Origin of the sequence: Micromonospora sp. NBC_00330 (genome assembly GCF_036136635.1) — a bacterium.
GTDB lineage: Bacteria > Actinomycetota > Actinomycetes > Mycobacteriales > Micromonosporaceae > Micromonospora > Micromonospora salmantinae.
Map to the genome: position 1 here is coordinate 1,533,783 of NZ_CP108012.1, position 14,187 is coordinate 1,547,969.

Below are 14,187 nucleotides of genomic sequence, written 5' to 3' on the forward strand. Positions count from 1 at the left end.
CCTGGGCTCAGTGACGCGCGATACCGGCGCCGCGCGTTGGGCAGGCCGGCCTCAGAACGTCGTTCACCCGGGCCCACCCAGAGGTGTCCGGCACATGCCTGCCGCTGAGCAGGCGGAACGGTCGGTCGCGCGGATCTGATGGCGGGTAGGCGACCTGCGTCCGCGAGCAGTTCGCCGACCGGATGGTTGACCGCTAGCGCGTGGTCTTCGGCGCTGGTGCCGGTGGGAACAGTTGACGCAGCGTCGGCCCGATGGCCGTGGCGAGCGTGCCGTCGTCGCCGGAGTGCATGACCAGGTTGACCACCCCCGCTGCGACGTCGCCGGTGCGGGTTTCGGCAGCTGCGGCCTCGATGTCGGGCAGCGCGAGATCGGCGAGTAACTGCCGCACCAGAACACCTTCGCCCCAGAATGCCTCTGCCGGAATGGAGAGCCGGCCCAGCCAGGACAGCAGGATCGCCGCCCTGCCGGTGGCTGAGGGCGTGGCGGCGGTGAGCCGTCGACGGACATCGTCGACGTGCGTGTCGGACAGCTCGCCACATTGCTGACCGGTGGCGGCGACCAACACGGGATGCAGCGCGCTAGGAACCCCACGCTCAATCAGGTACCGCTTACCCTCTCGCCCGGCGGGCCGGAACTGCGGGCGGCCCTCCCGCAGGTTCAGCAGGTCGGCCAAGGGCGCCAGGAACGACGTCAGCTGATCCGGTACACCGAGCCCCGCCAGAAACAGGTGGAGCGCCCCAGGATCTGCCACGACGAGGTCGTTGCAGAACCGCGACCGCTCCCAACTGACCGAGCCGTGGCCATGCAAGCCAGCGCTGGCGAGCACCTCGCCCGCCACATCGCGGAGCACGATCGTCGGCCCACCGTGACAACGACACATGTCACCGATGAGGCGACCCGTCGTAGTCAACACGCGCGCCGTGTCAACCGACCCGGCATCCGGGAGCTCGGCCAGAATTCCACGACCGGCAAGAGGACCGCTGTCCTCACCACCTTCGACAATCTGCACGGCGTGTGCCCGAGACCAGACATCGTCGAGCCATTCGATCATGGGGACCTCCTGCGCCAATCCAACGATCATCGCAGGCGCGCTCACGCCGACCACCCACACTCAGGACACCACGCACTCTCATGCCGCTGGTCAAGGGCTCGGCCTGAAGAGCTGCTCCTGAGATGATGTTGCTGTGGTCGACCAACGCGCCAGTTTCGAGTTGCTTGGCAACGACGCCTTGGAGCAGTCCGCCGTGGTGGCGAACTGCGCCATGAACCGCGAGCGGCAGCTGTCCGGGGTCAACAGCTACACCCGAGAGCTGGGGTTCAACCCCCTAGACGTTCTCGCCGCCGGCCCTGTTGGCACCGGCCGGGCCGAGCCCTTGGCAGCCGCTGGCTGGTTGGATCTGTGCTGCGGCACCGGTCGAGCGCTGATCCAAGCCGCCGGGGAGCTGCGGCTGGCAGGGTTGAACGAGCGGACAGTCCTCGTCGGGGTAGACCTGGTTGACGCCTTTGATCCCGTACCGGCACCACCGCTGAACCTGGAACTGATCTGCGCCTCCGTGGCCAACTGGGCACCAACGCGGACGTTCAACTTGATCACCTGTCTGCACGGACTGCACTACGTCGGAGACAAACTCGCCGTCCTGACCCGCGCGGCCGACTGGCTGACTCCCACCGGCCGGCTCGTCGCCGACCTGGACCTGTCCAGCATTCGGCTTCCTGACGGGCGACCCGCTGGGCAGCGCCTCACCGGCCGACTCCGCGCCAGTGGGTTCTCCTACGACTCCCGTCGCCGCCGGATCAGCTGCACCGGCCGCCGCGACGTCCACCTCCCGTACAGCTACCTCGGCGCCGACGATCGCGCTGGAGCCAATTACACCGGACAACCCGCCGTGCATTCCTACTACGCCGAAGACCACTGACTGCACCGACAGCGTCCCCACACGCTGCCGACCGGGCGGGCTGCGCCTCGGCGCCCGGTAGCGTTGACTGAACGTCGGCCTCGCCTCGCACTGCTCGATGAAGTGCCGAAGGTGAGCCCCCAGGCGCCTAGGCGACGCCAAGGCCACGAGCCCGGGATCGGGGAGCAGGGTGGGAGCAGCCGGGTGTCCTGAACGGCGTTGAACTGCATCCAACGGCGCACAACGGCGCTCAACTGCACCTGCCCCACCTGTGGCTTCTCGTCCTCGCAGGCCAGAGCGGGTGCGGCGTCCTGCTTCACACCGGCGGTGTCACGTTCGCCGCGCCTGAGGGTTCATCTCTGTGAGCCCTGGCGATGGGATGGTGTGACCGATGGACGAGAATGACTGGTTGGCCGCGCGCTTCGAGCAGCACCGACCCCGGCTGCGGGGGGTGGCTTATCGAATGCTCGGTTCGCTGGCTGACGCGGACGACGCTGTTCAGGATGCCTGGCTACGGCTGAGCCGGTCCGACGCGGATTAGATCGACAACCTCGGCGGATGGTTGACCACTGTCGTCGCCCGGGAGTGCCTGCACATGTTGCGTTCTCGCCGACGCCGCCGGGAGGATCCGTTCGCCACGCACCTGCCCGACCTGGTTGTCATCCCGGACGGGGACCTCGACCCCGAGCAGGAGGCGTTGCTGGCCGACTCGGTGAGCTTGGCCCTGCTCGTCGTGCTCGACCAGCTCACCCCTGCTGAGCGGTTGGCGTTCGTGCTGCACGACATGTTCGACCTGCCCTTCGAGGAGATCGCCGGCATCGCGGGCCGCACCCCGGCCGCCGCGCGACAACTCGCCAGCCGGGCACGCCGCCGGGTGCACGGCGCCGAGATCCCGTCACCCGATTCGGATCTAGCGCGCCAGCGGCAGGTCGTCCGTGCCTTCTACGCGGCTGCGTGGACCGGTGACTTCGACGCCCTCGTGCAGGTCCTCGACCCCGACGTCGTCCTGCGCACCGACTTCGGCACCGCCAGGCCGGCGACCGTCGTTCGCGGCGCGGCGGCCGTGGCCAAGCAGGCCCGCGCCCCACGCGGTGGCCAGCTGCGCCCCGCCCTGGTCAACGGCGCGATCGGAACGTTGATCAGCCGCGACGGGCAGCTGTTTTCTGTCATGGCCTTCACTGTCGCGGCCGAAAAGATCGTCAGGATCGACGTTGTCCGCGACCCCGACCGCGTCCACCGCCTCGCGTCCGCCCTCCTGAACCAGGCGGAGCGAACAGTGGGGTGAATGCCGAGCACCACTTCCACGAGCTGTGGGTCTGATGCCGCGTGACCGGACGGCGCAGCATCAGGCCAGGGACTCGAGATATCTCTGGGTTTCCCGCTTCTTGAAGTACTGCGCCCAGCCCGCCGGCTGCGCGTTGAACCCAGGTTCGCGGGCGGTGTGGTCGGCACCGTGCTCGACCAGCAGGCGCGCGATCGACAGCTCACCCGCTGCCGCCGCATGGTGCAAGGCGGTGGCGCCGGCGGTGGTGACACCGTTGACGCCGAAGCCAAGATCGATGAGCAGCCGGACCGTTGACCAGTTGCGCGCCTCGGCCATCCGCGTAACCAGGTCTGCGTGCCGATCGCACAGCCCAGGGTCGGCGGACAGCATCGACCGCATCGTCGCTTCGTCGGCGGCCTCGGCGGCTTCTTCAAACTGCACTGTGTCCTCCTCGCGTGTGTGCACTCGTGCTTATGAGCCCAGACGACGAGCCGATGTGACAGGGCGAGGTACTCGAACGAATCGTGATGGACACGACTGGCCTGACGAAGACCGCCTGGCCTGTGGGGTCATCCATGAGTGGACGTGGCTCGGTCGCGCCTGGTAGGCAGGCGGACGTGCGAATCGTCTCCCTGCTGCCGGCGGCCACTGACATCGTGGCCATGCTTGGCCTGACCGGGCAACTGGTCGGCCGTACCCACGAGTGTGACTGGCCGCCGGGGGCCCTGGCCGACATCCCGGCGGTGACCGCGACGTCCCTGCCGGAGACCTTGACGAGCCGGGAGATCTCGGCGGCGATCGCCGGTGACGCGCACCGAGGATCGTCGTTGTACCAGCTCGACGTCGCCATGCTGGAGGGGTTGAAGCCGGATCTGATCCTGACCCAGGATCTGTGCGACGTGTGTGCGGTCTCCTACGAGCGGGTCAACGACGCGGTTGGTCTGATCGATCTCGACACCAGTGTGATGTCCCTGGAGGCGAGGACCATCGACGGGATCCTGGACACTGTCGATGCCGTGGCCGCGCTGACCGGCACCGAAGGCAGGGCGGCGGAGATCCGAGCCGACGCCGAGCGTCGCCTCGCCGCGTTGCCGGGGCCGGTGCCCGGCGCGCCGACGGTGCTGTTCGTCGAGTGGCTCGACCCGTTGATGCCGGGCGGGCACTGGGTTCCGGAGCAGATCACCTACGCGGGCGGGCGGTCGCTGCTGCTCGGGCCGGGTGCGCACAGCACTCCACATTTGTGGTCGGTGGTGGCGGACCTGGCTCCCGAGGTGGTGGTGTTCGGGCCGTGCGGGTTCACGCCCGAGCGAACCGTCGACGAGTTGTCAGTGGCGACCGCGCAACCCGGTTGGGCGGACCTGCCCGCGGTCCGTCAGGGGCAGGTGTGGGTGGTCGACGGGCCTGCCTACTTCAACCGCCCTGGCCCGAGGGTCGTCGACGGCGCGGAGATCCTCGCCGGCATCCTCGGCGGCCGTCCGGACGCCCGCGCTCGGCGGATGCCCCTCGACGTCGGCTGACGTTGCCGCGCCGGAGTGGCGGAGGCGGACCTCCGATGCCGATCGCCAGTTGCCCCGGCATTCGCAAACGCACCGAGGGTCAGGCGCGTGCCCCCGCTGCGCCGGCGAGGTCGACGATCCGGTCGCTCCAGCGGTCCAGCAGGGTCTGGTCGTGGGTGACGACCAGGACACCGGCCTGCTGGGTCCGCTGGTAGTCGCGGATGACGGCGGCGACGTGCGCCTGGGTCGAGGCGTCGAGCATGGCGGTGGCCTCGTCGCAGAGCAGGTAGTCGGGGCGGTGTACGAGGGCCCGGGCGAGGCAGGCGCGTTGCAGTTGCCCGTCGGACACCGCGTGGGGACGCCGGCTGCGCAGATCCGCTGTGAGGCCCACGAGGTCGGCGAGTTCGGCCACCCGTTCCCGGACCGCCGACTCGGGCGTCCGGGTGGCGCGCAGCGGTTCGGCGATCAGATCGGCGAGGCTCAATCGAGGGTCGGCGGCGGCGCGCGGGCTCTGGAAGAGGGCGGCCACGTGGGTCCGTAGGGCGACCGGCACGGCGTACCGGACGGCGTCGACAGGGGTGCCGTCGATGCTGACCCGGCCCTGATCGGGGCGGTGCAGCAGGGCCAGGACGCGGACCAGTGTCGACTTTCCGCAGCCGGACGGCCCCCGCAGTCCGACCGTCTCTCCCCGGCCGATCCGCACTGTGACGCCGTCGAGGACGACCTGGCGGCCGTAGGAGACGCTCACCTCGTCGGCGAGCAGATGCTGCGCGCTGGTCACGTGATGGCTCCGGTGGGGATCGGGTGGTGGCAGGCCACGGTGCCGCCGCCGGCGACCGGCGTCGACTGTGGCCGGTCCGCGCAGGTGTCGGTGCGGCGTGGGCAGCGGGGCGCGAACGCGCAACCGGGCGGCAGCGCGGTGAGCATCGGCGGGTCGCCCGGCACCGGCCGGAAGGCCCGGTCCGGCAGGGCGTCGAGCAGCGCCGACGCGTACGGGTGAGCCGGCGCGGTGAAGAGCTGGTCGGTGTCGCGGTGTTCCACGATGCGACTGGCGTACATCACGGCGACGGTGTCGGCGACCCGGCGTGCGGCGGCCAGGTCGTGCGTGATGAGTACGACGGCCGCGCCGTTCTCGCAACGGCGGCGCAGCAGGTCGAGGGTGTGGTCCACCAGCGGCCGGTCCAGCCCGGTGGTGGGCTCGTCGGCGATGAGCAGTGACGGGTCGGGTGCCAGCGCCAGCGCGGTGACCAGACGCTGTGCCATGCCACCGGACAGCTCGTGCGGGTAGCGGTCCAGGTCCGCCGGGTCGAGCCCGACGTCGACAGCGAGCTGGTCGGCGTCGGCGCGGTCGCGGCCGTGCGTCCGCAGCGTCTCGGCGAGCAGTCGCCGTCCGGTGCGGACCGGGTTCAGGGCGGTGGCCGGACTCTGCGGGACCAACCCGATCCGGCGTCCGCGTACCCTGCGGGCCAGCTGGCGCTCCCCGCAGGTGACCAGGTCGACCGGGTCGGCGCCGGAGTGGTGCAGCACGGCGTGACCGGTGGTCGTGGCGTTGCCCGGCAGGAGGCCGAGCAGGGCGTGGGCCAGGACGGACTTGCCGCAGCCGGACTCGCCCACGATGGCCAGTAGTTCGCCGGCCCGGACGGTGAGGCTGAGATCGCTGACCGCGCGCACACGGGCGTCGCGGAGCCGGAACTCGACGCCGAGGCCGTCCACGGCGAGCAGCGGCCGAGTCACCACGGTGCGGGAAGGCACCGAAGCGGGAACGGATTCGGTCGTGGTCACAGGTGCAGCTCCGCTCGGATCCGGGGATCGAGGCGGTCGCGCCAGCGGGCGGCGAGGACCGCGATGGCGAGGGTGACGACGATGATGACCGCGCCCGGCGCCAGGCTGGCCCACCAGGCGCCGGTCAACAGCGACCCCTGACCGTCGTTGATCATGTTGCCCAGCGAGGCGAGGTGCGGCGGCAGACCGAGGCCGAGGAACGACAGGGCGGTCTCGTGCCACACCGCGTGCGGGATCATCAGGGTGGTCGCCAGGGCCAGCCGGGGCAGGACGTGCGGCAGCAGGTGCCGGGTGAGGACCCGGAGCCGGCCGGCTCCGCCGCTGATGGCGGCGTCGATGAACGGTCGGGTCCGAAGGCTCAACAACTCGGATCGGACGATGCGGGCGGTGGAGAGCCAGTGGGTGAGCCCGACGGAGGCGATCACGGCGCCGAGGCTGGGACGGAGCATGGCGACGATGAAGATGCCCAACAGCAGGTGCGGCATCGCGGCGATGGTGTCCACGATCCGCATCAGGATCCGGTCCACCCGGCCGCCGAGCGTGCCGGCGATCCCGCCCACCACGCCCCCGAGGACTGTGGCGACGAGCGCGGCGACCGCGCCGACGAGCAGCGAGACCCGCAGACCGTAGACGGCGCGGTGCGCCACGTCGCGGCCCAGGTCGTCGGTGCCGGCGAGGTGGGCCCAGGACGGCGCCAACCGGGTCTGGTCCAGCGCGACAGCGCTCTGGTCCAGCGGCCAGACCAGCGGGGCGAGCAGCGAGCCGGCGACGGCCACGAGCAGGACCAGGCCGCCCGCCACGGCACCGGCCCGGCCGGACCGCAGCCGCAGTCGGGACCGGGCCACCCGCAGCAGCGGCGGTCGGGCAGCGAGGTCAGCCATCGAGTCGTACCCTCGGGTCGGCGGCGGCGTAGGCGAGGTCGGTAGCGAGGTTCGCGGCCAGCACCACAGCTGTGGTGACCAGCGTGATCGCCGCCAGCAGCGGGAAGTCGCTGCCCAGTGCGGCGGCGACAGTGACGGCGCCGAGGCCCGGCAGCGAGAAGACCGTCTCGACCAGCACCGCCCCGCCGACCAACTCGGGCAGGTGGGTGCCGACCAGGGTGAGGAACGGCAGCAGCGCGGTCCGCAGCGCGTGCCCGAACAGCACAGTCCGACCGGGCAACCCGCGTGCCCGCGCCGCGAGCACGTGGTCGTCGCGCATGCTCTCCGCTACCGCGTCCCGGACGAACAGTACGAACCACGGCGCCTGGGACACTGCCAACACCCCGACCGGCAGGATCAGGTGGTGCGCCACATCGGACCAGGACGTGCTGGTCGCTGTGACGTCGGTGAGCCCGCCCGCCGGCAACCAGCCCAGGGCCAGCGCGAACACGGCGATCGCGGCCAGGCCCAGCCAGAAGACCGGCATCGACTGCACCGCGTACGCGGCCGTCCGCAACGCCCGATCGAACAACCCGCCCCGCCGGTATGCCGCCAGCGCGCCCAGCAGCAGGCTCGCGACCAGGACCAGGGCGAGGGACACACCGATCAGGAGCAGCGTCCAGCCGGCCCGGGCGGCGAGCACCGAGGCGACCGGCTCGTGGCGGCTGGTCGACCAACCCAGGTCGCCCTGGACCAGGTTGCCGATCCACCGCAGGTACTGCACCGGCAGGGGGTCGTCGACGCCCCAGTTGGCGCGCAGCTGGGCCAGGTTCTCCTCGCTGGCGGTGAAGGCCGCCGCGCCCGCGTACTGCTTCGCGGGGTCGACCGGCGAGGCGGCACCGAGGGCGAACATCCCGACGCTGGTAGCGGCGAGCACCGGCACGGCGACGAGAAGCCGACGCCGGACCACCGCACCGGCCCCGGCCAGTCGAGGCGAGCGGGTCACGACCGCGTCCAGGTGTCGATGTTCCACCAGAGGCTGTTCGCCACCCCGTGCTCGTGCGCCTCGACCCGCGGCGTCACGCCCCGCACCGAGGACTTCAGCACGTAGGTGTGCCGCAGGTAGGTGAGGAACAGCCACGGTACGTCGGCGGCCAACTGCTTCTGGAACTGCGCGTACGCGGCAGTGCGAAGGGCGGGGTCGATCTGGTCGCGTCCCTCCTGGAGGGCCCGGTCGGTCACCTCGGAGCGGTACGAGCCGGGGTTGAAGTAGCCCTGCCCCGCGAACATCGAGCCGAACAGCTTGTACGAGACGAAGTCCGGGTCGTACGGCGTGCCGTAGCCCATCAGCAGGGCGTCGGACCTCATCCGCGGGTCGATGGCGTCCCAGGTGAGCCCCGCCGGAGTGACAGCGATGCCGACCTTCTTCGCGTCGGCGGTGACGGCGAGGGCCAGGTCCTTGCGCAGCGTGTCGCTCGCCGGGTACATCAGCGTGAACCGGGCCGGTCGGCCGTCCTTGACGCGTACCCCGTCGGGGCCGGGGGTCCAGCCGGCCGCGTCGAGCAGCGCTCCCGCCGCCGTCGGGTCGGCGGTGGGCTTGCCGATGATCGACGGGTCGGCGAACTCGGAGGTCGGCGGGATCGGTCCGAACGCCGGTTCGCCGGCGCCGCCGAGGAGCCCGGTCACCATTGCGGCCCGGTCGACGGCCAGGTTGAGCGCCCGACGGACCGCCGGGTCGGCGAGGACCGGGTTGCCCGTCGGCAGCATCACGCCGCGGTAGTCGGCGGTCGGCACCCGCTGCACCCGGTACGTGGCGTCGGCGTCGAAACCGGAGGCCAGCTTCGGCGGCAACTCGGCGGCGTCGAACTCGCCGGCCCGCATCCGCTGGGCGCGGACGTTGTCGTCGGCGACGAACGCGACCACGACCCGGTTGTTCTTCGGCCGGCCACCGAAGTAGCGCTCGTTGGCGGTGAGCACCAGGCGGTCACCCGGCGTCCAGGAGTCGACCCGGTACGGCCCGGTCCCGACCGGCTTGCGGTTGAACCCGGCGGTGTTGATGTCCTGCCCGCTGAGCAGCTTCGCCGGCACGATGCCGAGGGTGAGCCGCTGGAGGAACGGCGCGTACGGGTAGCGCAGCCGGAACACGACGGTGGCCGCGTCGGGCGCTGTCACCGATTCGACCATGTCCAAATCGGAGCGGAGCGTCGAATCGACGGTCGGATCCAGCACGGCCTGGTACGTGAAGACGACGTCCTGGGCGGTCAGCGCGGTGCCGTCGTGGAACTGCACGCCGTCGCGGAGCTTCGCGGTCACTGTGCGTCCGTCGGGGGACAGCTCCGGCAACGCCGTGGCCAGACCGGCGACGAGGCGGTTGTCGGCGTCCCGGCTGACGAGGCCGTCGAAGATCAGCGAGGCGCCGTCGACGCCGTAGTTGAGCACCGGGTTCAACGCGTCCGGCTCGTCGGAGGTGGCGACGACAAGCGTCGCGCCGCCGGATGGGCCGTCGGGGGTGGCCGGGGCCGAGCATCCGGCGAGGACGAGCATCCCCGCCGCCGCGGTCGACGCCACGAGGCGTCGGAAGGTCGGACGCATCCGGGTCACAGAGGGCTCCTGTGGTGTGGGGAGGATCGTTGATCGGGTGGGCGTGGCGCCGCATCCGTTGATCATCACGGTGGCACAGTTGCCACTCTTTGGCAATTACCAAAGGGATGCAGCACGTGGTTGATCAGGACGCATCCGTCGGTGGTGACGGTCACCGGTGACCGGTAGGGTTCCGGGATGTTCCGCGCCGTCGTGTTGATCGCTGCTGTGGTGCTCGCTGCGGATCAGCTCACCAAGTACTGGGCCGAGTCCGCGCTCTCCGGCGGGCAGACCATCACCGTCGTCGGTGACCTGCTGCAACTGCGGCTCCTGTACAACCCGGGCGCCGCCTTCTCGATCGGCTCCGCGTACACCTGGATCTTCGCGGTGTTCGCGGCGGCGGCGGTGGTCGCGGTGACGGTCGTGGCGTGGCGGGTCACGTCGCGCGCCTGGGCGGTGGCGTTGGGCCTGGTGCTCGGCGGCGCGGTGACGCACCTGCTGGACCGCCTCTTCCGGGAGCCGGGGTTCGCTCGCGGGCACGTGGTGGACTTCATCGACTACGCCGGGTTCTTCGTCGGCAACGTCGCCGACATCGCCCTGGTGGTCGGCGTGGGCATCGTCATGCTGCTCAACGTGCGCGGCGTTCCGCTGCGCGCGACGGCGGGCGAGCGCCGCAGCGACGAGCAGGTGCCGTCGTCAGGCTCCTGAGCCGCCCGGCGGGTTGATCAGGACGACCTCCAGCCGGCGCGGGCCGTGCACTCCCTCGACCCGGTTGAGCTCGATGTCGCTGGTGGCGGACGGGCCGGAGATCCAGGTCAGCGGGGCGCGCGGGTCCAGTCGGGTGAGCGCCTCCGGCAGCAGACCGACGACCTGGTCGGTGCGGACGACGCAGATGTGCCGGTCGGGCACCAGGGTGAGCGCGCGCCGCCCCTGCGTCGGGCCGGCGTCCAGGATGATGGTGCCGGTGTCGGCGACCACGACGGCGCAGCCGGTCAGTACCGCGTCCAGGTCGTCGAGCGCGGCCGGTGACAGCGGGGGCGCGTCGCGGTGCAGCTTCCCGGCGTAGCCGGCCAGCCAGGCGGCGGGGACGTCGGTGGGGACGGCGAGCCGGTCGACCCCATCGAGCAGTCGGGGGAGGGCGTCGATGCCATGGTGGACGACCGCCCGGTAGTCCTCCAGGCGGTCGACCAGGGTCCCGATCAGGTCGGGGCGGTCGTCGACCCGGCGGTACCCGCGAGGCACCTCCACCGGCGGCGGGTTGTCGGCCAGGGCCGTCCGGAGTCGCGCCAGGATCTCGTCACGTGCGCTCACTGCTCTCCCCACCATTCCCGGAAGGTCTGCGGCGCGGGCAGCGGCAGGTCGCGCGACCGGGTCCACGCCGAGGCGGGCCAGGGCAGTCGCCGCAGCGTCCGAGCGCCGGTGCGCCGCTCACGGTACGCCCCGAGCGGCCCCGCACCGGCCCGGGCCAGGCGCAGGGCGGCCGCCCACCGTCGGGGGCTGCGCATCACCCAGGACAGGACGCGCATGGTGGCCCGTTCGACGGGTGGGTGCGGTGCCTGCTGGCGGAGGTGGACCAGGATCTCCGGGATGTTGATCTTCACTGGACACACGTCGTAGCAGGCGCCGCAGAGGGTCGACGCGTACGGCAGCGAGGCGTTGTCGGCCACGCCGGTCAGCTGCGGCGACAGGATCGCCCCGATCGGGCCCGGGTACACCGAGCCGTACGCGTGCCCGCCGGCCCGTTCGTACACCGGGCAGACGTTGAGGCACGCGGAGCAGCGGATGCACGACAACGCCGGCCGCCCGACCGGGTCGGCGAGCACCGCGGACCGGCCATTGTCGACGAGCACGATGTGCACGTCCTGCGGGCCGTCGCCGGGGGTGACGCCGGTCCACATCGAGGTGTACGGGTTCATCCGCTCGCCGGTCGAGGATCGCGGCAGCAGTTGCAGGAAGACTTCCAGGTCGGTGAAGGTCGGCAGCAGCTTCTCGACGCCGACGACGCTGATCAGCGTCTCGGGAAGGGTGAGGCACATGCGGCCGTTGCCCTCGGACTCCACCACCACGAGCGTGCCGGTGTCGGCGACGGCGAAGTTGGCGCCGGAGACGGCGACCCGGGCGGAGAGGAAACGCCGTCGCAGGTGGGCGCGGGCCGCCTCGGCCAGCGCGGCGGGTTCGTCGCTCAGGTCGGCGGGCGCGTCGGCCATGCGACGCTGGAAGATCTCCCGGATCTGGGCCCGGTTGTAGTGGATCGCCGGCACCAGGATGTGCGAGGGGGTGTCGTCGCCGAGCTGCACGATCAGTTCCGCCAGGTCGGTCTCGTACGCGGCGATCCCGGCGGCCTCCAGCGCCTCGTTGAGCTCGATCTCCTGGGTCGCCATCGACTTGACCTTCACGACCTCCTCGGCCCCGGTGGCCCGGGTCAACGCGACGACGATCCGGCACGCCTCGGCCGCGTCGCGGGCCCAGTGCACTGTGGCGCCGGCAGCGGTGGCGGACGCCTCGAACTGCTCCAGCAGCTCCGGCAGGCGACGTTGGACGTCCGCCTTGATCGCCGAGCCGGCGTCGCGCAGGGCCTCCCAGTCGGGTACCTCGTCGACGACCCGTGCTCGCTTGGCACGGATGGTGCGGGTGGCCCGGTGCAGGTTGGCCCGCAGTTGCGTGTCGGCGACGGCCGGCTTGGCGGCGGTGGGGAACGGCAACGGCGTGCGGATCCGCCCGCTCCCGGTGGCGGGTGCGACCGGTTGGCTCATGAGGTGGCTCCCGTCTCGGCGAGAATCTCGGCGTAGTGCACGGCCCGTACGCCCGAGCGGTGGCGGTCGAGGCCGCCGCCGATGTGCGCCAGGCAGGAGTTGTCGGCGGCGGCGAGCACCCGTGCCCCGGTGTCGCGGACCCGGGCGCACTTGTCGGTGAGCATCGCGGTGGAGACGTCCGGGTTCTTCAGGGCGAAGGTGCCGCCGAAACCACAGCACTCCTCGGCGTCGCCCAGCTCGACCAGCTTGATCCCGCGCACGTGGCGCAGCAGGGTCAGCGGCCGGTCGCCGAGGCGCAACATGCGTAGGCCGTGGCAGGTCGGGTGGTAGGTGACAGTCTCCGGAAACACGGCGCCGACGTCGGTGACGCCGAGAACGTCGACGAGCAACTCGGACAGCTCGTACGTGCGGGCGGCCACCGAGGTGGCGGGCGGGTGCAGGTGCGGGTACTGGTCGCGGATCATCGCAGTGCACGACCCGGACGGCGCGACGATGGCGTCGTAGGAGTCGAAGACGTCGACGTAGTTGCGCACCATCGGCAGGGCCTCGGCCCGGTAACCCGTGTTGGCGTGCATCTGCCCGCAGCAGGTCTGGTCGGCGGGGAAGTCGACGGTGTGGCCGAGTCGCCGCAGGATGCGGGTGACCGCGATGCCGGTGGCCGGGAACGCGAGGTCGTTGACGCAGGTGATGAAGAGGGCGATGCGCATGGCGGCTCCTCGGGTGTGTGGGGGTGGGTCACGCCGAGTCGCGCGGTGCTCCGGGGGTGGGGAGCTGGTCGAAGGCGGGCAGGTGACGCTCCCGGGCGGCGCTGAGGTGGGCGCGCATCGCCTCGGTGGCGGCTGCCGCGTCGCCGGCGACGATGGCGGCGGCGATGCGCTGGTGCTCGGTGTTGGTGTCCGGCGCGCCGGCGACCGGGAAGTACAGCCGGTGCAGGTGCAGGTGTGAGTGCAGCCGCGTGATGGTGTCCCGCAGCAGCGGGCTGCCGGAGACCTCGGCGATCAGGTCGTGGAACTTCGCGTCCAGCGCAGTGAAGGCGGCGTGTCGGCGGTAGCCGTCGCCGGCCTCCACGTCGATGCTCGCCGCCGCCTCGACGCTGATCCGTTGGCGGGCTTCGGCGGAGGCGTGCGTGGCGGCCCGTCCGGCGGTGGCGCCCTCCAACAGTTGACGGACGTCGAACAGGTCGTCGAACTCGGCGCGGCTCAGCAGCGGCGTGGTGGTGTAGCCGGAGAGCGGGCGTTTACGGACCAGGCCGTCGGCCTCCAGCCGGGCGAGGGCCTCACGGACCGGGGTGGGGGAGACGTCCAGCTCCCGGGCGAGCGCGTCGATGTTGACCCGCTCGCCGGGGGGAAGGATGTGGTCCATGACCAGCGTCTTTATCGACTCGTAGACGTCCTCGGTGAGGGTGAGTCGACGGGCGGGACGGAGTCGACCCTCGCGAGGTTCCTGCTGGGTCATCTCGTCTCCTCAGCAACCCCTTGACTGTGCCGGTGTGAGCGAGTACACACTAGCAAAGCAACATCCTATAGGAAATAGGTTCCCCCGCCACCGTCTCGCCAC

At 71.3% G+C, this 14,187-nt stretch carries 16 protein-coding genes; 5 read left to right on the forward strand and 11 right to left on the reverse strand.

The window, feature by feature from the left end; genetic code table 11:
* Positions 1 to 193 precede the first annotated feature (193 nt).
* On the reverse strand, positions 194 to 1,051 hold the full coding sequence (locus tag OG598_RS06750; protein ID WP_328653562.1) for a hypothetical protein: 858 nt from the start codon (positions 1,049 to 1,051) through the stop codon (positions 194 to 196).
* Between the two features lie 133 nt (positions 1,052 to 1,184).
* Here OG598_RS06750 and OG598_RS06755 point away from each other — a divergent pair, with 133 nt between their 5' ends.
* The 3 genes from OG598_RS06755 (at position 1,185) to OG598_RS06765 (ending at position 3,180) form a co-directional block, all read left to right on the forward strand.
* On the forward strand, positions 1,185 to 1,916 hold the full coding sequence (locus OG598_RS06755) for a class I SAM-dependent methyltransferase (protein ID WP_328653563.1): 732 nt from the start codon (positions 1,185 to 1,187) through the stop codon (positions 1,914 to 1,916).
* 370 nt (positions 1,917 to 2,286) lie between these two features.
* Positions 2,287 to 2,436: a sigma factor gene (locus tag OG598_RS06760; protein WP_328653564.1), complete on the forward strand. Its 150-nt coding sequence runs from the start codon at positions 2,287 to 2,289 to the stop codon at positions 2,434 to 2,436.
* Positions 2,437 to 2,457: 21 nt separating this feature from the next.
* Positions 2,458 to 3,180, forward strand: a complete 723-nt coding sequence (locus OG598_RS06765; protein ID WP_328653565.1) for a sigma factor-like helix-turn-helix DNA-binding protein — start codon at positions 2,458 to 2,460, stop codon at positions 3,178 to 3,180.
* A gap of 60 nt (positions 3,181 to 3,240) precedes the next feature.
* On the opposite strand, the gene OG598_RS06770 is transcribed toward OG598_RS06765, so the two are convergent.
* The gene (locus OG598_RS06770; RefSeq protein ID WP_328653566.1) at positions 3,241 to 3,600 is read right to left on the reverse strand and encodes an ankyrin repeat domain-containing protein; all 360 of its coding nucleotides are present in this window, start codon (positions 3,598 to 3,600) and stop codon (positions 3,241 to 3,243) included.
* Positions 3,601 to 3,776: 176 nt separating this feature from the next.
* On the opposite strand from OG598_RS06770, the gene OG598_RS06775 reads away from it, so the two are divergent.
* A complete protein-coding gene (locus OG598_RS06775) occupies positions 3,777 to 4,676 on the forward strand; it encodes an ABC transporter substrate-binding protein (protein WP_328653567.1) in 900 nt (299 codons plus the stop codon).
* 79 nt (positions 4,677 to 4,755) lie between these two features.
* Here the strand turns inward: OG598_RS06775 and OG598_RS06780 are convergent, their stop codons facing one another.
* Genes OG598_RS06780 through OG598_RS06800 form a run of 5 tightly spaced genes read right to left on the reverse strand, consistent with a single transcriptional unit; the run spans position 4,756 to position 9,889 of the window.
* Positions 4,756 to 5,436, reverse strand: coding sequence for an ABC transporter ATP-binding protein (locus tag OG598_RS06780; RefSeq protein ID WP_328653568.1), 681 nt, complete (start codon positions 5,434 to 5,436; stop codon positions 4,756 to 4,758).
* Positions 5,433 to 6,437, reverse strand: a complete 1,005-nt coding sequence (locus OG598_RS06785) for an ABC transporter ATP-binding protein (RefSeq protein WP_328653569.1) — start codon at positions 6,435 to 6,437, stop codon at positions 5,433 to 5,435. Before OG598_RS06785 ends, OG598_RS06780 begins: the two co-directional genes overlap by 4 nt.
* Positions 6,434 to 7,318, reverse strand: coding sequence for an ABC transporter permease (locus OG598_RS06790; protein ID WP_328653570.1), 885 nt, complete (start codon positions 7,316 to 7,318; stop codon positions 6,434 to 6,436). Before OG598_RS06790 ends, OG598_RS06785 begins: the two co-directional genes overlap by 4 nt.
* Positions 7,311 to 8,330, reverse strand: a complete 1,020-nt coding sequence (locus tag OG598_RS06795; protein WP_328653571.1) for an ABC transporter permease — start codon at positions 8,328 to 8,330, stop codon at positions 7,311 to 7,313. Before OG598_RS06795 ends, OG598_RS06790 begins: the two co-directional genes overlap by 8 nt.
* Positions 8,300 to 9,889 (reverse strand): ABC transporter substrate-binding protein, encoded by a 1,590-nt coding sequence (locus OG598_RS06800; protein ID WP_328655287.1) that lies wholly within the window; start codon positions 9,887 to 9,889, stop codon positions 8,300 to 8,302. The genes OG598_RS06795 and OG598_RS06800 overlap by 31 nt, the downstream gene beginning before the upstream one ends.
* Before the next feature lie 186 nt (positions 9,890 to 10,075).
* On the opposite strand from OG598_RS06800, the gene OG598_RS06805 reads away from it, so the two are divergent.
* Positions 10,076 to 10,585 (forward strand): signal peptidase II, encoded by a 510-nt coding sequence (locus OG598_RS06805; RefSeq protein WP_328653572.1) that lies wholly within the window; start codon positions 10,076 to 10,078, stop codon positions 10,583 to 10,585.
* On the opposite strand, the gene OG598_RS06810 is transcribed toward OG598_RS06805, so the two are convergent.
* The 4 genes from OG598_RS06810 to OG598_RS06825 are packed head-to-tail and all read right to left on the reverse strand — an operon-like array spanning position 10,574 to position 14,085.
* Entirely contained in the window at positions 10,574 to 11,188 is a 615-nt protein-coding gene (locus OG598_RS06810) for a LutC/YkgG family protein (RefSeq protein ID WP_328653573.1), read from the reverse strand. The genes OG598_RS06805 and OG598_RS06810 overlap by 12 nt on opposite strands.
* The gene (locus OG598_RS06815; RefSeq protein WP_328653574.1) at positions 11,185 to 12,630 is read right to left on the reverse strand and encodes a LutB/LldF family L-lactate oxidation iron-sulfur protein; all 1,446 of its coding nucleotides are present in this window, start codon (positions 12,628 to 12,630) and stop codon (positions 11,185 to 11,187) included. Before OG598_RS06815 ends, OG598_RS06810 begins: the two co-directional genes overlap by 4 nt.
* Positions 12,627 to 13,337 (reverse strand): (Fe-S)-binding protein, encoded by a 711-nt coding sequence (locus OG598_RS06820; protein ID WP_328653575.1) that lies wholly within the window; start codon positions 13,335 to 13,337, stop codon positions 12,627 to 12,629. The genes OG598_RS06815 and OG598_RS06820 overlap by 4 nt, the downstream gene beginning before the upstream one ends.
* A gap of 28 nt (positions 13,338 to 13,365) precedes the next feature.
* Positions 13,366 to 14,085 carry a GntR family transcriptional regulator gene (locus tag OG598_RS06825; protein ID WP_328653576.1) on the reverse strand — a complete coding sequence of 240 codons (720 nt, stop codon included), beginning with the start codon at positions 14,083 to 14,085 and terminating at the stop codon, positions 13,366 to 13,368.
* Between the last annotated feature and the right edge of the window lie 102 nt (positions 14,086 to 14,187).